At 58.3% G+C, this 19923-nt stretch carries 20 protein-coding genes; 11 read left to right on the top strand and 9 right to left on the bottom strand.

Annotation, left to right across the window (positions count from 1 at the left end; all coding sequences use genetic code 11):
• From FPL22_RS03405 to mdoH, 4 genes are all read left to right on the top strand, one after another.
• Positions 1 to 960, top strand: coding sequence for a uracil-DNA glycosylase (locus FPL22_RS03405; protein ID WP_144228705.1), 960 nt, complete (start codon positions 1 to 3; stop codon positions 958 to 960).
• Positions 957 to 2471: an OpgD/OpgG family glucan biosynthesis protein gene (locus tag FPL22_RS03400; RefSeq protein ID WP_203235109.1), complete on the top strand. Its 1515-nt coding sequence runs from the start codon at positions 957 to 959 to the stop codon at positions 2469 to 2471. Before FPL22_RS03405 ends, FPL22_RS03400 begins: the two co-directional genes overlap by 4 nt.
• A gap of 62 nt (positions 2472 to 2533) precedes the next feature.
• Positions 2534 to 3046, top strand: a complete 513-nt coding sequence (locus FPL22_RS03395) for a hypothetical protein (protein WP_144228704.1) — start codon at positions 2534 to 2536, stop codon at positions 3044 to 3046.
• 6 nt (positions 3047 to 3052) lie between these two features.
• Positions 3053 to 5212, top strand: coding sequence for a glucans biosynthesis glucosyltransferase MdoH (gene mdoH / locus FPL22_RS03390; protein WP_144228703.1), 2160 nt, complete (start codon positions 3053 to 3055; stop codon positions 5210 to 5212).
• A 58-nt stretch (positions 5213 to 5270) separates the two neighbouring features.
• Here the strand turns inward: mdoH and FPL22_RS03385 are convergent, their stop codons facing one another.
• The 5 genes from FPL22_RS03385 to FPL22_RS03365 all read right to left on the bottom strand — a co-directional run bounded on the left by FPL22_RS03385 (position 5271) and on the right by FPL22_RS03365 (position 9192).
• Positions 5271 to 5630, bottom strand: a complete 360-nt coding sequence (locus tag FPL22_RS03385; RefSeq protein ID WP_144228702.1) for an Hpt domain-containing protein — start codon at positions 5628 to 5630, stop codon at positions 5271 to 5273.
• Positions 5631 to 5748: 118 nt separating this feature from the next.
• Complete coding sequence (locus tag FPL22_RS03380; protein ID WP_144228701.1) at positions 5749 to 7434, bottom strand: GspE/PulE family protein; 1686 nt, start codon at positions 7432 to 7434, stop codon at positions 5749 to 5751.
• Positions 7415 to 7633, bottom strand: coding sequence for a hypothetical protein (locus FPL22_RS03375; protein ID WP_144228700.1), 219 nt, complete (start codon positions 7631 to 7633; stop codon positions 7415 to 7417). Before FPL22_RS03375 ends, FPL22_RS03380 begins: the two co-directional genes overlap by 20 nt.
• 21 nt (positions 7634 to 7654) lie before the next feature.
• Positions 7655 to 8047: a response regulator transcription factor gene (locus FPL22_RS03370; protein ID WP_144228699.1), complete on the bottom strand. Its 393-nt coding sequence runs from the start codon at positions 8045 to 8047 to the stop codon at positions 7655 to 7657.
• Positions 8044 to 9192 carry a hybrid sensor histidine kinase/response regulator gene (locus FPL22_RS03365; protein ID WP_144228698.1) on the bottom strand — a complete coding sequence of 383 codons (1149 nt, stop codon included), beginning with the start codon at positions 9190 to 9192 and terminating at the stop codon, positions 8044 to 8046. Before FPL22_RS03365 ends, FPL22_RS03370 begins: the two co-directional genes overlap by 4 nt.
• A gap of 161 nt (positions 9193 to 9353) precedes the next feature.
• Here FPL22_RS03365 and metK point away from each other — a divergent pair, with 161 nt between their 5' ends.
• Together metK and ahcY are read left to right on the top strand one after the other, a co-directional pair.
• A complete protein-coding gene (gene metK, locus FPL22_RS03360) occupies positions 9354 to 10571 on the top strand; it encodes a methionine adenosyltransferase (RefSeq protein ID WP_144228697.1) in 1218 nt (405 codons plus the stop codon).
• Positions 10572 to 10616: 45 nt separating this feature from the next.
• Positions 10617 to 12056 carry an adenosylhomocysteinase gene (ahcY, locus tag FPL22_RS03355; protein ID WP_144228696.1) on the top strand — a complete coding sequence of 480 codons (1440 nt, stop codon included), beginning with the start codon at positions 10617 to 10619 and terminating at the stop codon, positions 12054 to 12056.
• 63 nt (positions 12057 to 12119) lie between these two features.
• Here the strand turns inward: ahcY and FPL22_RS03350 are convergent, their stop codons facing one another.
• Positions 12120 to 12839, bottom strand: a complete 720-nt coding sequence (locus tag FPL22_RS03350) for a thioredoxin-like domain-containing protein (RefSeq protein ID WP_162525172.1) — start codon at positions 12837 to 12839, stop codon at positions 12120 to 12122.
• 182 nt (positions 12840 to 13021) lie between these two features.
• Here FPL22_RS03350 and FPL22_RS03345 point away from each other — a divergent pair, with 182 nt between their 5' ends.
• Positions 13022 to 14773, top strand: a complete 1752-nt coding sequence (locus tag FPL22_RS03345) for an NADPH-dependent assimilatory sulfite reductase hemoprotein subunit (protein WP_144228694.1) — start codon at positions 13022 to 13024, stop codon at positions 14771 to 14773.
• 93 nt (positions 14774 to 14866) lie between these two features.
• On the opposite strand, the gene pyrE is transcribed toward FPL22_RS03345, so the two are convergent.
• The gene (pyrE, locus tag FPL22_RS03340; RefSeq protein WP_144228693.1) at positions 14867 to 15436 is read right to left on the bottom strand and encodes an orotate phosphoribosyltransferase; all 570 of its coding nucleotides are present in this window, start codon (positions 15434 to 15436) and stop codon (positions 14867 to 14869) included.
• Positions 15437 to 15521: 85 nt separating this feature from the next.
• Here pyrE and FPL22_RS03335 point away from each other — a divergent pair, with 85 nt between their 5' ends.
• The 3 genes from FPL22_RS03335 (at position 15522) to FPL22_RS03325 (ending at position 18092) form a co-directional block, all read left to right on the top strand.
• A complete protein-coding gene (locus tag FPL22_RS03335) occupies positions 15522 to 16364 on the top strand; it encodes an MBL fold metallo-hydrolase (protein WP_144228692.1) in 843 nt (280 codons plus the stop codon).
• 64 nt (positions 16365 to 16428) lie between these two features.
• On the top strand, positions 16429 to 16875 hold the full coding sequence (locus tag FPL22_RS03330) for a response regulator (protein WP_144228691.1): 447 nt from the start codon (positions 16429 to 16431) through the stop codon (positions 16873 to 16875).
• A gap of 41 nt (positions 16876 to 16916) precedes the next feature.
• On the top strand, positions 16917 to 18092 hold the full coding sequence (locus tag FPL22_RS03325) for a sensor histidine kinase (RefSeq protein WP_162525171.1): 1176 nt from the start codon (positions 16917 to 16919) through the stop codon (positions 18090 to 18092).
• Between the two features lie 17 nt (positions 18093 to 18109).
• Here the strand turns inward: FPL22_RS03325 and FPL22_RS03320 are convergent, their stop codons facing one another.
• Both FPL22_RS03320 and FPL22_RS03315 read right to left on the bottom strand, forming a co-directional pair.
• Positions 18110 to 18436, bottom strand: a complete 327-nt coding sequence (locus tag FPL22_RS03320; protein ID WP_144228689.1) for a zinc ribbon domain-containing protein YjdM — start codon at positions 18434 to 18436, stop codon at positions 18110 to 18112.
• A 77-nt stretch (positions 18437 to 18513) separates the two neighbouring features.
• Complete coding sequence (locus FPL22_RS03315) at positions 18514 to 19047, bottom strand: hypothetical protein (RefSeq protein WP_144228688.1); 534 nt, start codon at positions 19045 to 19047, stop codon at positions 18514 to 18516.
• Between the two features lie 121 nt (positions 19048 to 19168).
• On the opposite strand from FPL22_RS03315, the gene FPL22_RS03310 reads away from it, so the two are divergent.
• Positions 19169 to 19684, top strand: coding sequence for a hypothetical protein (locus FPL22_RS03310; RefSeq protein ID WP_144228687.1), 516 nt, complete (start codon positions 19169 to 19171; stop codon positions 19682 to 19684).
• The last annotated feature ends 239 nt before the right edge of the window (positions 19685 to 19923 follow it).

Below are 19923 nucleotides of genomic sequence, written 5' to 3'. Positions count from 1 at the left end.
ATGCGCGCCGCGCTCACCGCACTGACCGACGAACTCAAACGCCTGAAATCCACAGGCGTCTCGTCAGTTGCAGTGTCTGCCGAAAGCATCGCAACCCTTCGCAAAGTCATATCTGCACGAGCGGTCGCGGCGGGCTCGACCACGGCGGTGACGGCCCCCGCCGCACGCACTCCAGCCGCGGTCGAAGCGACGGCGCCGCGTTCAGCGCCGATCACCCGTTCGGAACCGGCGGCGGCACCGAAGCCCAAAGTTGAGGCGGAGCGACTGTTGCCTCCGCCACCCGTGGTGATTTTGCCGGCGGGCGATAAAGCCACGCGTTGGGCTTGGTTACAGGATCTCGTGCTCAATCATCCCGTGTGCACGGCCCATGTGCGCCCTGGGAAAAAAGTGGTGCTGGGCGTGGGCTCGCTTGACGCCAAAATCATGTTCGTCGGTGAAGCGCCGGGCGCCGAAGAAGAGGTGCAAGGCGAGCCGTTTGTCGGTCCCGCCGGACAATTGCTCACCAAGATGATTCTCGCGATGGGCGTGAAGCGTGAGGACATCTACATCGGTAATATCATGAACTGGCGTCCGCAAACGCCGACTGCGGAAGGCGTGGAGCAAGTGGGCAATCGCGCCCCGACGCCCGAAGAAATGTCGTTCTGTCTGCCATTTCTTCGCGCGCAAATAGAGATCGTGAACCCCGATCTGATTGTGGCGCTCGGCTCGACGGCGGCGCAGGGATTGCTGGGGGCGGGCAGTTTTAAAACGCTCGGCGAGGTGCGCGGGCAATGGAAACAATTTTCTGAAAAGCCGGTCATCGTGACCTATCATCCGAGTTACCTCCTGCGTCAGGAGGCATCCAGCCCTTCCGCCGCACGCAAAGCAAAGCGCGCAACCTGGGAAGATTTGCTCAAGGTTATGGAGCGGGCTGGATTGACGATCTCGGACAAACAACGTGGATATTTCCTGGAAAAATGAAACGACTCCTTATTTTAGGACTTACGCTAAGTATGTGCAGCTCGATCTCTCGGGCCAGCGATGTGCCGTTTGACTTCGAGGTGCTGCAATATCGCGCCAAGACACTTGCGACCAAGCCCTACGCCGAACGTCCCAATCGCGTTCCGGAGTCGTTGCGCAAGCTGAACTACGACCAGTATCGCGACCTTCGGTTTAATCCTGATTCCGCGTGGTGGCGTCGCGATCGTCTGCCGTTCCAACTTCAATTTTTCCACCCCGGGTTTATCTATAACCGCACAGTGCAGCTTTCCGAAGTGAACGACGGAAAGACCGAGCTCATTCGCTACGACAAAGACCTGTTTAATTTCGGGGCGAACCGCGGAATCGGTTCGATTCCGAGCGACATGGGCTTCACCGGCTTTCGTGTTCATTACCCGCTCAACAGCCCGGAGTATTACGATGAACTCGCGGTGTTCCAGGGGGCGAGTTACTTTCGCGCGCTGGGGCAGGGGATGCGTTACGGTCTATCCGCACGCGGCCTTGCGCTGAATACCGCCGAACAAGGCGGAGAAGAGTTTCCAGTGTTTGAGGAATTCTGGGTTGAGCGTCCCGGCGACAAGGCGAAGCAGATCGTGATTTATGCATTGATGGACAGCCCGAGCGTCACGGGTGCGTTTCGTTTCATCATCACGCCGGGGCCTTCCACGGTCATGGAAGTGAAGACGGCGATTTATCGTCGCAAGGATGTCGCGGTTTTCGGCGTGGCTCCGCTCACCAGCATGTTCTGGTTTGGTGAAACCACCTCGAACAGTTACGAAGACCTGCGCCCTGAAGTGCACGATTCGGACGGGTTGTTGGTCCAGCGTGGCAATGGGGAATGGCTTTGGCGGCCGCTTTCCAATCCCAAGTCGGTTCGGGTGGCTTCGTTCTCCGACGAGAACCCCAAGGGCTTCGGTCTGGTGCAACGCGACCGGAAATTCGAATCCTATCAGGACTTGGAAGCGCATTACCATGAACGCCCAAGTGTGTGGGTCGAGCCGGTCGGCGCGTGGGGTGCTGGCGACGTGCGCCTGGTTGAGTTGCCCACGCCGGATGAAACCCAGGATAATATCGTGGCATTCTGGGTGCCGAAAAAACTCCCGTCATTGGAAGATCCGGTGAAACTTGAATACAAGCTGCACTGGTTCGTTGAGGGTAAAGGCGGGCGGACTCCGCCTGCGGGTTATGCGATGGCGACGCGAATCGGCCGGTCGGCTACGCATGAGCCGGAACTCGTTCGTTTCTGGATTGATTTCACGGGCCCTTATTTGAGCAACCAACCGTTCGGGCCTACCATCACCCCCAATATCTCGGTGGGCGCAGGCGCGAAGCTGGTGAATCAAAGCATCGAAAAGAATCCTTACAACGGAAGCTGGCGCGTCGCTTTTGCCATCAAGCCCGATGGCAAGGGCACTCCGGTGGAACTCCGTTGCTTCCTCCAGAAGCCCCCGCATATCCTGACGGAAACATGGAGCTATCTGTGGAATCCGTAGAAGCGCAGCTCGCGACTTTTCGTCCCCGCACGGGAACGATGGAGGCGTGGAATGCCGCGTATGTGCGTGCTGAAGACTACCTTCGCGCCCATCGAATTCATAACCGCCTTCATCAAAGCCGCCTGATTCAAGCGGTGCTGGAACGTGCTGCGCGCCGGCATGCGGAAAATCCGGCCATCGAACCCACGACTCTGGCGGCAGAGGAAACCGAGCGTCTGATGGATGAATGGTTTGCCGAGGTGCTGGAGGCGAAGGATCTGCCGCATGACCGCATTGCCACGCAGGGTCGTGTCGCCCTGTTGTTGTGCGACGGACCGCAAAAATGGCCTTACGCGTTTCTGAATTCACAGGCCAACTCGGACGAATTTTTAAAAGCCATGCGTGACAGTTCTATTGAAGCCGGGCCGGACATGGCATTGTCGAGCATGGTGCCACGCGAAATTGATCTCGGACTGATCACCGAGGCCGCCGGTGAGACGCTTGAACGCATGGAGAAATGGCCGTTGCTCCGTCTGATGCTTTTGTGGGTGCTGTTTGTGGGCGCCCTTTTTGGTATTTTTTACGCGACTCGTTAAACGCGCATGAATTCTTCGCGACCGCACGTTCATCAATTCATTCTGCCTCAGCGCCTTCGCCGCAGACGCGCCTTGTTTTATTCCTCGGTGCTGCTGCTGACGAGCACGGCGACCTGGTTCATGGCCGATCTGTTGTGGCGTGACGGCGGCATCACCGGTCTTGAATGGCTGCTGCTGGTGCTCTTCGTGATCCTGTTTGCGCAGATCGCCGTGGGCTTTGTCACGGCGATGCTGGGTTTTTACGTGATCAATCGCGGTGGAGATCGCCAGCGCATCACACGCACGATCGATTGGGAATCCGAGGACATCTCGCTGGCGAGCACGGCGATCGTGATGCCGGTTTTCAACGAGGATGTGAGCCGCGTTTTCGAAGGCCTTCGTGTGATCTATCGTTCGCTCGAAGCGACGAAGAAACTGGAGCCGTTCGATTTCTTTATCCTGAGCGATTCCAACAAGCCCAACCAATGGATTCAGGAAGAAATCGCCTGGGTGGAGTTGTGCAAACAGGTGAACGGGCTGGGCCGTATTTTTTATCGGAAACGCCGGCATCAGATTAACAAAAAGGCGGGCAACGTGGCTGACTTCCTGCGCCGTTGGGGGAAGCGTTATCGTTACATGGTCGTGCTGGATGCCGATTCGATCATGACGGGCGAGGCCATCGTGAAACTCGTCGCAATGATGGAGCGGAATCCGCAGACCGGCCTCATCCAGACTGCGCCCCGGCTTATCTACGGTGAGTCGCTTTATGCGCGCATGCAGCAATTCGCCAACCGCCTCTACAGCCCGATTTTTTTGGCGGGCCTGAATTACTGGCAGCAGCAGGACGGTAACTACTGGGGCCATAATGCGATTATTCGCGTGCAGCCGTTTATGGAGCATTGTGCGCTGCCCGACCTGCCGGGCAGCGAGCCCTTTGGCGGACGTATTCTCTCCCACGATTTCGTGGAGGCGGCACTCATGCGCAAGGCCGGCTGGCACGTTTGGCTGGCGCACGATATCGAAGGCACCTATGAAGAAGGACCGCCGTCCCTGATCGACAGTGCCAAGCGCGACCGGCGCTGGTGTCAGGGAAATATGCAACATGCGTGGTTGATCGCCGCCCGTGGTTTTCGTCCGGCCAACCGGTTCCACCTGTTCATGGGCGTGATGGCTTATGTGTCTTGTCCGCTGTGGCTGCTCTTCCTGGTGCTCAGCACAATTCATGTGTTTAACCAAGTGCTCGACCAGTCGACGCGTGTATTGGGCGTGGAAGCCTACACGCAGATTTTTGGCCGGATAATCGAGATACCCGAAGCACTGGTGCTTTTTATCTTCACGATGCTTCTGCTGTTTTTGCCGAAGATCATCAGTGTAATCGCAACAGCTCAAAGAAGCGCGGATGCGCAGCGTTTCGGGGGACGCGGATCGCTGGCTCTCTCGGCGGTGATGGAGATCTTTTTCTCTTCGTTACTGGCTCCGGTGCACATGATGTTTAACAGCAAATTCGTGTTCTTTTCGCTGTTGGGGCAGGGCGTTTCATGGGTGACCCAGCGGCGAGGTGTCGAGGACGGCACGGATTGGCGTGAGGCTATCATTACTCACGGCGGGCAGACCTTCTTCGGGTTGGTTTGGGGTGTATCGTCGTTCATTTTGCTGCCGGCCTTTTTCTGGTGGCTCAGTCCGGTGCTGGCAGGACTGGTGCTGTCGATTCCAGTTTCGATTATTTTGAGCAAGGGATCCTTGGGCGCACATGCCCGTCGTATCGGTATTTTCCTTACGCCTGAGGAAACCCAGCCTCCGCACGAGCTTAGCCGGCTTACCCAGAATCTGGCGGAGTGTTACAAGCATATGCGTCCGATCGAGGCCTTGCGCAACGATTACGGCTTACTCCAGGCGGTGTTGGATCCCTACATCAATGCGGTTCACGTATCGATGTTGCGCCAGCGTCGTCAGAGCGAAGAATCGCGTGACTGGTTTTCACTGTTGCGCCACCGGTTGTTGAGCGAAGGCCCGTCCCAACTCACGACCAAGGAAACGCTCGCGTTGCTGTTGGACGCAGAGTCGATGATCTGGCTCCACGAAGAGCTCTGGCGTCAGCCGAGTTCATCGCTGGCTGAGTGGTGGCGACTCGCCATGCGCCAGTATAACGTGCTGACGGCGGCACCGATCACTGCGCTTTACCGCTAAGAATTCGGCCTGTTGAGACAACTCCGGTGCTCGCTCCTTCGAGGGGCGCCGAGGTTTCTTAGTTGGTGATCAACTTTTGCAGCGCATCTTTTGCGCGCAAAAAAGAAGCCTCAAGCTCGGCCACCTGGGCATCCACTTCGCTCAATCCATAGGTGCGGGCCTGGTGTTCGAGTCGCTCGGCGACCGACCTTAGCTCACTCGCGCCCACATTGCTGGAGCTGCCCTTGATGCTATGAGCCGCACGCACAAAACTCGTGACGTTGGCCGAAGCCCGACTGTTGTGCAGTTCGGCAATACGCGAGGGAGTGTCTTCGAGGAAAATGGACAGGATTTCCTTAAGGAAGACGTCGCCATCGTCCGGGCTGAGTGCGCGGAGATTAGCAATCGCTTCGGAATCGACTGTGACGATAGAAGACATGGCAAAAACCTTGTTCGCAGCTGATTAGATGGCAAATCGCAACCCCAGTTGCTCTGGGGCCAAGCTTGATTTTACAAAAAATTAGCGAGAATTGGCGGGTTCTTGACGGGCTGATTCATCAAGTCGCCCACTCGAACGAGGTGTTGGCGTCGATTTCCTCGATGGTCGTGAGGCCGAGCAGCACTTTTTTAAGGCCGTCGTAACGCAGGGGTTTGAAGCCCACTTTGGCGGCGGCGGTGGTGATCTGCTGCACGCTGGCGTTGTTAGTGATGAGCGTGCGGATTTCCTCGGTGATGAGCACTAATTCGTGAAACGCGACGCGCCCCTTGTATCCGGTGCCACGGCAGGACGGACAGCCACGTCCACGGAAAAACGGCACGTCGGTCAGGCCTTCATCGCGGAAGTATTTCTGCAACACTTCGCGGGATGGATAGTAGGGCTCTTTGCAGTTTTCGCAGATGCGGGCGGCGAGTCGCTGGGCCAGCACGCCGATGATCGACGGAGCAACCATGTAGGGTTCGACGCCGATTTCGATGAGGCGGACGATTGCCTGCGCAGCGGTGTTGGTGTGCAGCGTGGCGAACACGATGTGTCCTGTGAGCGCGGCCTCCGAGGCGATCTTGGCGGTTTCCAAGTCGCGGATTTCGCCGACGAGAATCACGTCCGGGTCCTGGCGGAGCAGGGCTCGCAGGACGGTGGCGAACTTGAGGTCGATGTGGCTGTTGACTTGGGTCTGGGTGACACCGGCGAGCTGTATCTCGATTGGATCCTCAATGGTCGAGATGTTGGTGTCGGGTTTGTTGATCTCGTGCAGCGCCGAATAAAGCGTCGTGGTTTTGCCCGAACCCGTCGGGCCGGTGACGAAGATGATTCCGTTGGGGTTTTGAATGAGGCGACGGAACGGTGCCAGGACCGTCTGCGACATCATCATTTTCTCCAGCGTGATCATCGATTTCTTGCCGGTCATGGCGAGAATGCGGATGACCGCTTTTTCGCCGTATTGTGCGGGAATCGTGGATACGCGGAAATTGGCGTTAGCAGTGCCGACAGGCATTGAGAACCGTCCGTCCTGCGGGAAGCGGGATTCTGCAATGTTCAGATTGCAGAGAATCTTGATGCGCGAAAGGAAGGCGCGGTGGAGTTTTCGCGAAAACGTGAGCACTTCGCGCAGGAGGCCGTCGATACGGAAGCGGACCCGTGACTGGCCTTCTTGCGGTTCGATGTGGATATCGGTCGCGCGCTCGCGAATGGCGTAATAGACGATATCATCGAGGATCTTTACGAGAGACTCCGAGTCCGCGATATCGGGGTTTTCAAAAATAGTGGAGCCGCCGAGCTCGTTGAGCGTATCTTCGAGATTCTTCTCGTTGGAATACTGGATGAGAATCGCATCCGCGATGTCGCGCGGGAATGAGAAGACCGGGCTGATCGGCATCTGCACGATCTGGCCGACACGCTTCACGACATCGGTGTCTTCGGGCGTGCTGAACGCGGCGGTCAGAACGCCCTCGATCACGTAGAGGCCCAGCACGCCGACCTTCTTGGCGATCTCCATCGGGACAGCGGCGATGGCCTCCTCGGTGATCAACGAGGCAAAGGGATCGACATAGGCAAAACCCAGGCTGTCGGCGTGAAGACGGCAGGCCAGGTCTTTGTCGATCAGCTTCGACTCAACCAAGGCCAGCAACAGCGGCAGGCCGTCGCCGTGCTGTTCCTGCAACGAAGCGAGCTCGGCCTCGAAATCGAAATGAGGCTGGGCGCGAACCAGGGCGGCGAGGGAGGTTTTAAGAGGAGGTTTTGCCACGACGTTTCTTTCGGTTTTGGAACAGTTTTCCGATCTCTACCTGATGCAGTTTTTCCTGGGAGAAAGCGCCGGTGGTGCGCTCTAGCTGCAGTTCTGCGAGCAGGTCGGGGAGTGAGTAGCGAACCTCGTTGATCACGGGAGCGGCAGCTGCGGCCGATTCAGGGGAGGGCTCGGGTTTGCTGGCGGGGCGGGAGCTCATGATGGCGAAGAGTGTGGGCGATCAGGCGGTTTCGTCTTCGGCCTCTTCGGTGAGAAGATCCTTCAACAGAGCGATGAGTTCATCGCGCGGGGTGTCTTTGCGCAGGTAGTGCAAGGCGCCGCTGTCTGCGGCTTGTTCGATCGTCTGGCGGGTGGCCAGAGAGGTCAGCATGATGACAACCGCCTCGGGGTCGAAGGCGCGGATTTGTTTGATGGTCTCGAGGCCGTCTTGGACGGGCATGTTAACGTCGAGCAAAACGAGGTCAGGGCGTTCCTGTTGATACATCGCAAACCCTTCGGCCCCATTGGCGGCTTCAACGATGGCTGAGGCACCCAGTGAGCGCAGGATCAGGCTGATGTATTTCCGGACGTGAGGTTCGTCGTCAACGATGAGGGCTTTTCCAGTGAATGTCATGAAGAGGAGGGGAGGGATACTCGGAATTCGCAGCCGCCTGCGGGATGGTTTTCTGCAACTATCGTGCCGTGGTGGGCCTCAACGATTTTACGGCAAATCGCGAGACCGAGGCCGGTTGATTTTTCGCCACCAGTGGGACGTGCGGAAAGGCGGCCAAAGTCTTTGAAGAGGCGGTCGCGCTCGTTTTCGGGGATGCCTGGGCCTTGATCGCGAACGCAGATGATCTGGTCACCGGTTTCATTGGTGGTGAGAGCGACCCGCACGGTTGAGCCGGGCGGCGAATACTTCACGGCATTGCTCAAGAGATTATCGATGACCTGGCGGATTTTGGCGGCGTCCAGGGAGAGGCGGGGAACCTGCGGGGCTTCTGCGAAAAGGATTTGAGTGCGTTTACGGGCGGACTCGAGGCCGTTGAGCATGACGGACTTTTCGACCAGCTCGGTCAAGGCAACCGGCGCGGTCTCCAGTTTGAGTTCGCCGGACTCGATCGTGGCGACGTCCAGAAGGTCGTTCACGAGATTCACCATGCCCTGACTCGCTTGGTGGATGAGGTTGATCAACTCGAGCTGGTCCGGCTTCAGGTCGCCGACCGTGCCGTCCATCAAGAATTCGGCCAGACCGCGAATGGAAGCGAGGGGGTTGCGCAGGTCGTGCGCGGCCATGCCGAGGAACTTGTTTTTAGCGGCGTTGGCACGGCTGAGCTGATCGACGAGCGTGCGCTGTTTCTCGGAAAGCAGCCGGTTTTGCAGGTGTGTGCGGATGCGGGCGACGACTTCTTTTTGGCGGAAGGGCTTGAAGATATAATCCACTCCGCCGGCGCTGAATCCCTCGACTATGTCTTCGGACTCTTGCTTGGCGGTGATAAACATCACCGGAGCGGTTTGGGCTCCATGAAGGCGGCGGAGTTCGCGGCACGCTTCGAAGCCGTTCATTCCGGGAAGAATGACGTCAAACAGAACCAAGTCGGGCTGGAATTCGGGGTATTTTTCCAGCGCAGCTTCCGCAGAATCTGCTTCGGTTAGGATATAGCCCTCACCTTGCAGCATCCCTCGGATGATCCGTAAATTCAGCCGGTCGTCATCGACGAGAAGGATTTTGCATCCTTTAAGTTCAACCAAATCAGTTTCTTCAGCAGACGGGGACATGTTTTAGCGGGATGAAATGCGTGCATCGCCCTAGCGGCAAGCTCCGTTGAGTAGTGGTTTAACCTTATGAAATGTTCCTACATATCAAGCCATGCGTATATGTTGATATAGGACTTGCGGGGGTGATTCTGACGTGATTAGGTCCGCGGCACTTTATCCATATGGCTAACTCATTCGTGTTTTCCTCCGAGTCCGTGGGCGAGGGGCATCCTGACAAGGTTGCCGACCTCATTTCCGACAGCATCCTCGATGCTTGCTTGGCAATCGACAAAACCTCGCGCGTTGCGTGCGAGACGTTCGTTAAATCCAACGTCGTCGTGGTTGGCGGCGAGATCACCATCCCGAAGCTGCAGGACAAAAAGACGGGCAAGACCAAGCCCATCGACGAGGCTTTCAACGTCGACAAGGTCATCCGCGATGCCATCCGTCACATCGGTTACACCAACGATGATGATGTGTTTCACGCCGACACCGTATTCATCAACAACTACCTGACCGCGCAGTCGGCCGACATCGCGCAGGGTGTGGACGCCAAGAAGGCCTCCGGCAAAAAGACAGCCGAGCAAGGTGCCGGCGACCAAGGCCTCATGTTCGGCTTTGCCGCCGACGAGACCGAGGAGCTAATGCCCGCCCCGATTATCTTCGCTCACCGCCTTGGTCGCGAGCTCACCAAAATCCGCAAGAGCGGCAAAGTGAAGTGGCTCCGTCCCGATGCGAAGTCGCAGGTCTCGGTTCGCTATGTTGATGGCGTTGCCACCGAGATCGTGAACGTCGTCATCTCCACGCAGCACACGGCTGATGTTGCCCATTCCGAGATCGAGGCGTTCCTCATCAAGAACGTCATCAAGAAGGTTCTTCCGGCTAAGCTGCTCAACGCCAAGACCGAGTATCTGATCAATCCGACCGGCAAGTTCGTGATCGGTGGTCCCCAGGGCGATTCCGGTCTCACCGGCCGCAAGATAATCGTCGATTCCTACGGCGGTTGGGGCCGTCACGGTGGCGGCGCCTTCTCGGGCAAAGATCCGTCCAAGGTTGACCGTTCGGCTGCTTACATGGGCCGCTGGGTCGCCAAGAACATCGTTGCCGCCAAACTCGCCAAACAGGTCGAGGTTCAGTTCGCCTACGCGATCGGCCACCCGAATCCCGTGAGCGTTTATGTGAACACCTTCGGCACCGGCACCGTTTCCGACGAGACGATTACCGAGGCCATTCAAAAGGTGTTCAGCTTCAAGCCCGCCGACATCGTCAAGCAGCTCGACTTGCTCCGTCCGATCTACCGCGAGACGACCAACTACGGCCACTTCGGCAAGTCGGGTCTCCCTTGGGAGCAGACCACGAAGGTCGCCGCGCTGCTCGCGGCCGTGAAGGCCGTCAAGTAAGCGCCGTTCGCGTATCCGTTATTTAACGACAGTCACCACCACATCATGTCATCCGTTTCACTTCTCAAGAATGTTCCCAAAGGCCAGGACTTCATCGTCCGCGATATCAAGCTCGCCGAATGGGGCCGCAAGGAACTCAACGTCGCCGAGCACGAGATGCCCGGCCTCGTTTCCCTCCGCAAAAAATTCGGCAAGCATAAGCCCCTGAAGGGCGTTCGCGTCACCGGTTCGTTGCACATGACGATCCAGACCGCCGTCCTCATCGAGACCCTCGTCTCGCTGGGCGCCGACGTCCGCTGGGCTTCGTGCAATATTTTCTCCACCCAAGACCATGCAGCAGCCGCGATCGCGAAGGCCGGCGTGCCCGTCTTCGCCTGGAAGGGCGAGACGCTTGAGGAATACTGGGATCTCACCTGGAAGGCCGTCAGCTTTCCCGGTGGCAAGGGCCCGCAGCTCGTCGTCGATGACGGCGGCGACGTCACGCTGCTCCTGCATAAAGGCTACGAGATGGAACTCGGCAGCGACTGGGTCACCACCAAGTCCGACTCGCACGAAGAGCAGGTCATCAAAGACCTCCTCAAGAAGATCGGGAAGACCCAGAAGGGCATCTTCACCGCGATGGTGAAAGAGTGGCGCGGCGTCTCCGAGGAGACCACCACCGGCGTGCACCGTCTCTATCAGCTCCACGAGAAGGGCAAGTTGCTCGTGCCTGCGATCAACGTGAACGACTCCGTCACCAAGTCCAAATTCGACAATCTCTACGGTTGCCGCGAATCGCTGGCTGACGGTCTCAAGCGCGCCACCGACGTCATGATCGCCGGCAAGGTTGCCTGCGTGTGCGGCTACGGCGATGTGGGCAAGGGCTCCGCGTTTTCGCTCAAGGGCTTCGGCGCCCGCGTCATCGTCACCGAGGTCGATCCGATCAACGCCTTGCAGGCCGCTATGGAAGGCTTCGAGGTCAACACCGTCGAAAGCACCCTCGGCATCGCTGATATCTACGTTACCACCACGGGCAACAAGGACGTCATCACGCTCGAGCACATGCAAAAGATGAAGGATCAGGCCATCGTCTGTAACATCGGCCACTTCGACAACGAGATCCAGGTCGACCGCCTCTACAAGGCCAAGGGCGTGAAGCGCGTCACCATCAAGCCGCAATACGACCTGTTCACCTTCCCGAAGGGCAACAGCATCTACCTGCTCGCCGAAGGCCGCCTGGTGAATCTCGGCTGCGCTACCGGCCATCCGTCATTCGTCATGTCGAACTCCTTCACCAACCAGACGCTCGCCCAGCTCGATCTCTGGAAGAACAAGGACACCTATGCGATCGGTGTTTACCGCCTGCCCAAGCACCTCGACGAAGAAGTCGCCCGTCTCCACCTCGAGCGTATCGGCGTGAAGCTCACGACCCTCACGAAGAACCAGGCCGAATACCTCGGCGTTTCCGTCAACGGTCCCTACAAGCCCGAGCACTACCGCTACTAAGCGTAACGGTTATCTGAATACAAAGCCCGCCGGTATCTCCGGCGGGCTTTTTTTGCGCCCGAATCAGTTGAGCGTCTTCTTGATGTCGGCCAAAACCTTGCGCGGGCCGACGTAATTGCCGCCTTCGTAACTGGCTGAAAGCACCTTGCCGCTTCCATCGACAAAAACGAGATTGGGGATGCCGCGCTGCGAGTATTTTTCCAGCAAGGGTGTGGACGCGATGTCGGCGAAGCGCACGGCGGTCCATTCCATTTTGTCGCCCTTCATGTAGGACTTCATTGCAGACTCCGATTCGTCGGAACTCACGAAAACGATTTCGAACTCGGGGTGCTTCGCTTTGATTTTTTTGTAGGCTTCGACCAGGTCCGGCGTGAACGCGCGGCAGGGCGGGCACCAACTGGCCGAATAATAAAAGGCGTAATATTTCACGCCGGCGACACGGGAAGCGGGCACGGGCGCCGTCACGCCGTTGGTCATCGAAACCAGTTTTCCTCCCAGTTGACGAGTGATCGGAAAAATCGTGGTCGCCGGCTGCTCTGGTGGCGCTTCAGCCGCCGGTGTCTCGGTCTTTGCCGCGGTGCTTCCGCCGATTCCGATGAAGGCGCGGTCTTCCTCGCTCAAGCGGTCTTTGGACCAGATTTCCATCGAGCCGTTTTTCGTGCGTAATTTGACGGCGGCGGTGGTTTGTCCGGCCAACTCGGCTTCAATGTGTTCGCCGTTGGTTTTGGTCCACGTCCGGAATTCCGCTTGGGAAACTGCGGCCGTTGTCAATAAAGCAACCATGGTAGTTAACGCCCGGCTGGAGAAGAATAAGCTCATAGGGTAGTGGGTTGTAGCAACTCCTGTGCGCGAGGAGAGGCGTGGCAAGGTTAAGAAGCGCGGCGTCAATCCAAAGTAAGCTGACACACAAACTCATTTTCCCCCTTGAACCATGCGCTTACAGGCTGCACGTTCTTCCCTTAACCATGACCACTGACCCTGCGGCACCGAAGCCGCTCGCCGCCAACGAAGGCATCAAGACCGCGTCGCACCACCTACGCGGCAATCTCAAGACTGAGTTTGCCGATACGACCACCGCGACGGTGTCCGCCGACAGCGAGCAGCTGATCAAATTCCACGGCACCTACCAGCAGGACGACCGCGACCAGCGCATCGCCCTCCGCAAAGCCGGCAAGGACAAGGCTTACTCCTTCATGCTTCGCGTCCGCCTTCCCGGCGGCAAGGCCACTCCCCAGCAGTGGCTCGTGCTGGACCAGCTCGCCACCGAGCTCGCGTCCCCGTCGCTGCGCCTCACGACCCGCCAGACGTTTCAATTTCACGGCGTGTTGAAGGGCAACATGAAGCCCCTGATTCAGGGCATGCACAAAGTTCTTCTCGATTCCATCGCTGCGTGCGGCGATGTGAATCGCAACGTCATGGGTCCGGTGAACCCCGAGCAGTCGGCCGTGCAGGAACTCGTTTATCAGGACGCCAAGAACTGGTCCGACTATTCCCTGCCGAAGACCCGCGCCTACCACGAAATCTGGCTCGATGAAGAGCTGGTGGCCGGCGGCGAACCCGAGCGTGAGCCCATGTATGGCAGCACCTACCTGCCGCGCAAATTCAAGACTGGCTTCGCGGTTCCCCCGTCCAACGACATCGACGTTTACTCGCAGGATCTCGGCTACATCGCCGTGATCGAGAACGACCAGCTCATCGGCTACAACGTCACCGTAGGCGGTGGTCTCGGCATGAGCCACGGCAACGAGGAAACCTTTCCCCGTATCGCCGATACGCTCGGTTTCATCACCCGCGACAACGTCAACAAGATCGGCGAGGCCGTGCTCACCACGCAGCGCGACAACGGTGATCGCACCAACCGCAAGCACGCCCGTCTCAAATACACCATCGAGGACAAGGGCATCGAGTGGTTCAAAGCCGAGGTCGAGCGCCGCTCGGGCGTCACCTTCGCTCCGGCCAAGACCGCTGTCTTCACGACAATTCAGGATCAGCACGGCTGGCATAAAAATGCCGATGGCTCGTGGTTCTACGGTCTGCACATTCTTTCGGGCCGCATTGTTGATCGCGCCAACTGGGCCATGAAGACCGCCCTTCGCGAGATTGCGCAGATGCATCGCGGCGACTTCCGCCTCACGCCCTCGCAGAATCTCACGATCTCCGGCGTCAGCGAAGCCGAGAAGCCCGTTATCGAGGCCATTCTCGCCCGCTACGGACTCGACAACGAAAACGCCCAGTCCGGCCTGCGCCTTAATGCGCTGTCCTGCGTGGCGTTGCCCACGTGCGGTCTTGCCCTCGCCGAGAGCGAGCGCGCACTGCCCGACATCCTGGCTCGCTTCGAGACCGTCTTGGATGAGGCCGGCCTGCACGACGACGCCATCAGTCTTCGCGTCACAGGTTGCCCCAACGGTTGCGCCCGTCCGTATCTCGCCGAGATCGGTTTCGTGGGCAAAGCGCCCGGTAAATATGCGTTCTACCTCGGTGCCGCGTATAACGGCACGCGCCTCAACCGACTCGTCTCGCCGAGCATCACGATCGATGATGCGGTGAAGATGCTCGAGCCCGTCATAAAGCGCTACGCCAAGGAGCGCAATGAAGGTGAAAAGTTCGGCGACTTCTGCGAACGCACCATCATGCCCGCCGATGCGACGACCCACAAGGTCGGCACGGGTGGCCTCGCGCCGGTGCCCGCACCCAAACCTGCGGCTCCCGCAGTCTAACAACCATAAACGGACGCAAGGGCGTCCGCTTATAACGCAAAGGGCCGCCGAAGAAATTCGGCGGCCCTTTTTTTCAGGAATTCGTTCGTGAGTTCAGCTTCCGGGCTTCTCGACTGGAATCGCAGCCAGCGCCGGCGGCACTTGGTCGGCGGGGTAGGTGGGAAAGCTCAGTTCCAGCAGCGAAATTGCGGGGATATCAAAGCGCAGGGTGCCCGCGCTGCGGTCCACCAGCATGGCGATGGCCACGGGCACGCCGCCTCCGGCTTTGACGATCTCGATGGATTCCAGAACGCGGCCGCCACGGGTGACGACGTCCTCGACAATCAAGACACCTTCGCCAGGCGCGAATTTGAAGCCGCGACGGAGCACGAGGCGGTCATTTTCTTTCTCGGCAAAAATGTAGCGCGAGTTCGTCTGGCGGGCGACTTCCTGGCCGATCACAAGACCGCCCATCGCGGGGGCGAGGACGGTGGTGAACTTCAGCGCGGCGAGTTGCGGCAGCATCAACTCGGTGAGCCGCGTGACGGCGTCCATGCGCTGGCAGACCTGTGCGCATTGAAAATAATGGCCGCTGTGCAGGCCGGAGCGCAGCACGAAATGACCGGTGAGCAGCGCCTTCGTGTTTTTGAAGATATCGAGGACTTCTTGTTGCTGGGAATCCATAAGAGGGTGTGACGCTGCGTGGGTGCCGTTGAAAAAACAAAAACATTTTTGCCGCGACGGGCGGTTGCGTGCATACACTCGTATTATGGTCATCGAACACGCACCCCTTGAAGACGAGCTGGGCGACGTCTTGGAAAAGGCCATGCGCTGTGCCGAACTCGATGAGACCGAGCTGGGCTCCCGCGCGGGCGTTCCCGCTGAAAAAATCCGCGATGCGTGGGACTACCGCTACGATTTCACGGCGGACGAAACCCTCCGGCTGGCCCGTGAGCTCGGGCTCAACGAAATCGGAGTGGTCGCGCTCGCCTCGGGACGTTATCCGCTGCCGGCTATTGGCGGACTTCCTTTCTGTCTTTATCCGTTGCGCACCCCGCACGGCATCGGCGTGGCCAACGCCTATATCGTGGCCGATTGCGGATCGCAGCGCGGCATCCTGTTCGACACCGGAGCCGATCCCGAGGCTTTACGGCGCGTGTGGCCGGCAAACATCCGCCACCTCGACGCGATTTTTATCACGCATCCTGAGACGGAGCATCTGGCCGGTTTGGCGGATGTGCAGCGCCGCTTCGGGCCGGTGCCGGTATTCGGGCCGGTTGATTCCGCGATTTCGGGTGCCGTGGCGCTACAGGAGGGCTCGCGCATGAAGCTGGGTATTTTCGACGTGGAGACGCTCGCCACGCCCGGTCACGCGGAGGCGCACAATTGTTATGTGGTGCGGGCAGCCGGCATGCCCGGCGGACGTTCGTTGCTGGTCTCGGGCGACATCCTGTTCGCGGGCTCAATCGGCGGTGCTTATTTTTGCAGCGAACGACTCAAGAAGCATGTGAAACGCCTGCTGGAGTTGCCGGCTGATACCGCGGTCGCACCCGGACACGGGCCGCTCACGACGATCCAAAACGAGTGCACGTATAATCCGTTCGTATTTTGAGTGTTCGGATGGCGCTCAACGTAAAGCCGCTTGCGTTTGGCGCGTGACGTGAGTTCAAACAGTGATGGCCGCGGACGTATTGTTGGTCGCTGATGATGATTTGAACGATGCGCTCTTTCTTGAGCGTGCCCTTCGGCGGGCCGGTTCGTGTTTCCGCATGGTGCACGTCGCCTCGGGAGATGAACTGATCGACTACGTCCAAGGACGCGGTGCATACACCGATCGCGTTTTACACCCGTTGCCCAAAATCGTGCTGCTGGATTTGAAAATGCCGCGCAAGGACGGGTTTGCCGTCCTGAGTTGGCGCAAGGAATTACCCTTCGGTTACCGCCTGCCGGTGGTCGTGTTTTCATCCTCGTCGCTGCAGCAGGACATCGACCGGGCCTATTCGCTGGGAGCCAACTCTTATGTTGTGAAACCCACTGCACCCGACCGGCTCGGTTCCATGGTCGCAGCTTTGCACGAGTGGTGGGGCAACTTTAACGAAACTATTGAACTAAATCCTGCATAATAATGACAACGCAGTCTGAACATCGCTCACCCCGTCGATGGTTGGCTCTCCCGTTTTTCAGATGGAGTTTATGTATTGTAGGTGCGGTGGCGCTGGGCGCCTTGGTCTTCGAGTTGATGGGCATCTCGGTATTTTCGCGCATCGGCATGCCTCATGAGTTTTGTTACCTGCGCGATCCGAAGTTGGTGTGGCTTCACGTGGTGTCGGACTGCTTGATCGGCCTGGCCTACGTTTCCATCTCCAGCACGCTCGCCTACCTCGTTTACAAGGCCAGCAAGGGCATACCATTTCACTGGGTGTTTCTGGCTTTCGGTCTCTTCATCGTATCGTGCGGGCTCACGCATTTCATGGAGGTCTGGGTGATCTGGGAGCCGGTTTATTGGCTGTCGGGTTACGTCAAGGTGATCACGGCCGCCGCATCAGTCGCCACGGCGATCGTCTTGTTTCCACTCGTTCCGAAGATTTTCAAATTGATCGAATCAGCGCGGAAGAGCGAAGAGCGCAGATTGGAAATCGAACAGCTCAATCAGGAGCTGGAGCGCTTCAATTATTCGGTGGCGCATGATTTGCGCGCCCCGTTGCGAGGTATCGCCGGCTTCAGCGGAATCTTGCGTGAAGATTACGCAGCGCAACTGCCTCCGGAGGCGCTGGATTACTTGGACAAGATGCAGCAGTCGGTCGGAAAAATGGATACGCTCATTTCCGATCTGCTCAAATATGCGGTGCTCAGCCGGCAGGCTATGAAGCTCAAGCCTGTTGCGCTCGACGAGGTATTACGAAGCACCATCACGCTGATGGATGCGGATATCACGTTGCGCAACGCGACGATCTCAGCGCCTCAGCCTTTGCCTGTGATCGTCAGCGATGCCGTGATGCTGCAGGTTATTTTCCGGAACTTGATCGGCAACGGTATCAAGTTCACGGCTGCCGGTGTGCGCCCGGAAGTGACGATCACCGGAGAGATCAAGAAGGGCGTGGCGACCATTCTTTTTACCGATAATGGCCTGGGTATTCCGGACGAAGCTAAGGACCGCATCTTCGGTTTATTTGAGCGGTTTCATCCTGAATATTCAGGCACGGGCATCGGTCTTCCCATGGTGCAGCGGGCTACCGAACGCTTGAATGGCAAGATCGGCTTCACCTCTGCGCCTACCGGCACCGGCACTTGTTTCTGGGTGCAGTTACCCGTGGGCGACCTCCGTGACCAGGGGCGCTGAGAGCCGTCGGGCGAAGCTCAGACCTTTTTCACGAAGCAGGCTTTGAGGGCGATGGCCATGCCCTCGATCTTGCAGTCGATCTCGTGATCGCCGTCCACCAACCGGATCCCTTTGGCCTTGCTGCCAGATTTGAGCACCTGTGAACCGCTGCCGAGTTTGAGGTCTTTGATGAGCGCGACCGTATCGCCATCGGCCAGCACGTTGCCATGGGCGTCCTTGACGACACGAGCCGCCTCGGGGGCTTCGTCCTTGGGCCACTCGTGGCCGCACGTGGAGCATTCCCAGTGATCGGAATGGCTCAGGACATCTTCAAGCGTGCAAGCGGGACAGGAGGGATTGGACATGGTTGGGATTTGAGATTCGAAAGCGCTAACTTGAAACCTGAAAACCCGCAGAGCGAACCTCGAATGCTCGGGACTTGCTAGCGTTTTTGCCGGCGGACGAGCAGCAATGTCATCAGAAACAATCCACCGAAGCTCACCGCTCCGACATAGGCGCTGATGTTGACTGATTGGGAATAGGCGATCCCCGCCGTAGTGTCGGGATAAAATGCCGAGGGATAGGGCAGTGAACCGCCGCCGGCATGACGACTCCGCGCGAGTGCACCCATCATAAGTGCACTGCATTCGATCACGGCGATGAAAGGTAAAAATAAAAACCAGGCAAAGCGCAGGCTGAGCGGGCGCAAAGCACCCAGACGGCTAGCGGAAAAACTTAACCCACCAAACACCATGCCCGGTCCCACTGTGGCCACGACGGCATACTGCATCGCCAGCAAGATCGGATTTGAAAGCGGTAGCAGCGGCCGGTGATAGACGGTGAAATGCCTGGGCTCTACGCCGATCAGATAGATGTCATGCAGGACCGCCCACGACACGATCGTGACGGCAAAGAGGATTACAAATCCGGCCAGCGCCGGCCGTTCACGATCAGCGATCGGAATGCGAAAATTCATGATTAACTACGGAGGCAATCGACGGAGGGTGAACGTATCAGGCGATCGTAATGCTTAAGCGCCGCCATGCACCGTGTCGACGCCACAACCCCAATTTTAATCGGTTCAAATCGTTAAAGGGATGGCCGCGATGAGTCGTTATGAGGGGTTTAATCACACGCTTTTTTCAGCCATGGTTGCGCGGTTCGATTTCATTTTTCACCGATTTTCTGCTGCGAGTCTCCGCTGGCGTTTGCCGGATAGGTCGTCTCTGCGCTTGTGGTGTGCCGGTGTCGTCCTCTTTGGATTTGTGCTGAGCGGTGTCGCCTGCTCGAACCGTAAGAATGCCCGGCATCCGGCTGTCCGGCCGGCCGTGATCATCGTCGAGAATCATACCGGCTATGATTGGCGCATCGCATTTACATCCATCGCGCCGGCGGCAGCGGGAAGTGAGGCGGCTGTTCCTTCATGGATTGATGTCTCAGCCCGGGCGACGCGACGCGTGGAGTTGGTTGAAGGAGCTTATCGGGTGCGGCGTGCACTCGTGGCTGAGGCTGCGCCGCTGGATGATCAAGGTGTTGAGCTGATCTTTGAAAACGGACGCATCTACACGTGGCCGCTGGGCACGTTGCTTTCCAGTGAAGGAGTGGAACCGTGAATTCCCGGCGCGTATCCTGGTCGGCCGAGGATATGGTGAGTGCGGCGGCAAGGGTGGGTGATCGGCCGGTGCATGCGTTCTGGCCGATGTTACGGCCGAGTTTTCGTTGGGTCTTACTGGAACCTCACCGGCGGGCCAGCGGCGACTCCATTTCATGGGCGTGGCGGGCTGATCGTGCGCCGTCTTCGCCCAGTCACGCGGATCTCTGCGCGTTGCGCCAACGGCTGGGGGATGCCTTG

The organism is Rariglobus hedericola (assembly GCF_007559335.1).
Lineage (GTDB): Bacteria > Verrucomicrobiota > Verrucomicrobiia > Opitutales > Opitutaceae > Rariglobus > Rariglobus hedericola.
The sequence above is the reverse complement of the archived record's forward strand: the minus strand, read 5'-3'. Positions and strand labels throughout refer to the sequence as shown.

Excerpts from the sequence above, each read along its gene's own strand:
- FPL22_RS03350 (WP_162525172.1), bottom strand. The coding sequence starts at position 12,839 with ATGGTTGCTTTATTGACAACGGCCGCAGTTTCCCAAGCGGAATTCCGG.
- metK (WP_144228697.1), top strand. The coding sequence starts at position 9,354 with ATGGCTAACTCATTCGTGTTTTCCTCCGAGTCCGTGGGCGAGGGGCAT.
- FPL22_RS03335 (WP_144228692.1), top strand. The coding sequence starts at position 15,522 with ATGGTCATCGAACACGCACCCCTTGAAGACGAGCTGGGCGACGTCTTG.
- FPL22_RS03375 (WP_144228700.1), bottom strand. The coding sequence starts at position 7,633 with ATGAGCTCCCGCCCCGCCAGCAAACCCGAGCCCTCCCCTGAATCGGCC.
- FPL22_RS03310 (WP_144228687.1), top strand. The coding sequence starts at position 19,169 with ATGGCCGCGATGAGTCGTTATGAGGGGTTTAATCACACGCTTTTTTCA.
- FPL22_RS03405 (WP_144228705.1), top strand. The coding sequence starts at position 1 with ATGCGCGCCGCGCTCACCGCACTGACCGACGAACTCAAACGCCTGAAA.
- ahcY (WP_144228696.1), top strand. The coding sequence starts at position 10,617 with ATGTCATCCGTTTCACTTCTCAAGAATGTTCCCAAAGGCCAGGACTTC.
- FPL22_RS03370 (WP_144228699.1), bottom strand. The coding sequence starts at position 8,047 with ATGACATTCACTGGAAAAGCCCTCATCGTTGACGACGAACCTCACGTC.
- FPL22_RS03315 (WP_144228688.1), bottom strand. The coding sequence starts at position 19,047 with ATGAATTTTCGCATTCCGATCGCTGATCGTGAACGGCCGGCGCTGGCC.
- FPL22_RS03330 (WP_144228691.1), top strand. The coding sequence starts at position 16,429 with ATGGCCGCGGACGTATTGTTGGTCGCTGATGATGATTTGAACGATGCG.
- FPL22_RS03320 (WP_144228689.1), bottom strand. The coding sequence starts at position 18,436 with ATGTCCAATCCCTCCTGTCCCGCTTGCACGCTTGAAGATGTCCTGAGC.
- FPL22_RS03400 (WP_203235109.1), top strand. The coding sequence starts at position 957 with ATGAAACGACTCCTTATTTTAGGACTTACGCTAAGTATGTGCAGCTCG.
- FPL22_RS03345 (WP_144228694.1), top strand. The coding sequence starts at position 13,022 with ATGACCACTGACCCTGCGGCACCGAAGCCGCTCGCCGCCAACGAAGGC.
- mdoH (WP_144228703.1), top strand. The coding sequence starts at position 3,053 with ATGAATTCTTCGCGACCGCACGTTCATCAATTCATTCTGCCTCAGCGC.
- FPL22_RS03385 (WP_144228702.1), bottom strand. The coding sequence starts at position 5,630 with ATGTCTTCTATCGTCACAGTCGATTCCGAAGCGATTGCTAATCTCCGC.
- FPL22_RS03365 (WP_144228698.1), bottom strand. The coding sequence starts at position 9,192 with ATGTCCCCGTCTGCTGAAGAAACTGATTTGGTTGAACTTAAAGGATGC.
- pyrE (WP_144228693.1), bottom strand. The coding sequence starts at position 15,436 with ATGGATTCCCAGCAACAAGAAGTCCTCGATATCTTCAAAAACACGAAG.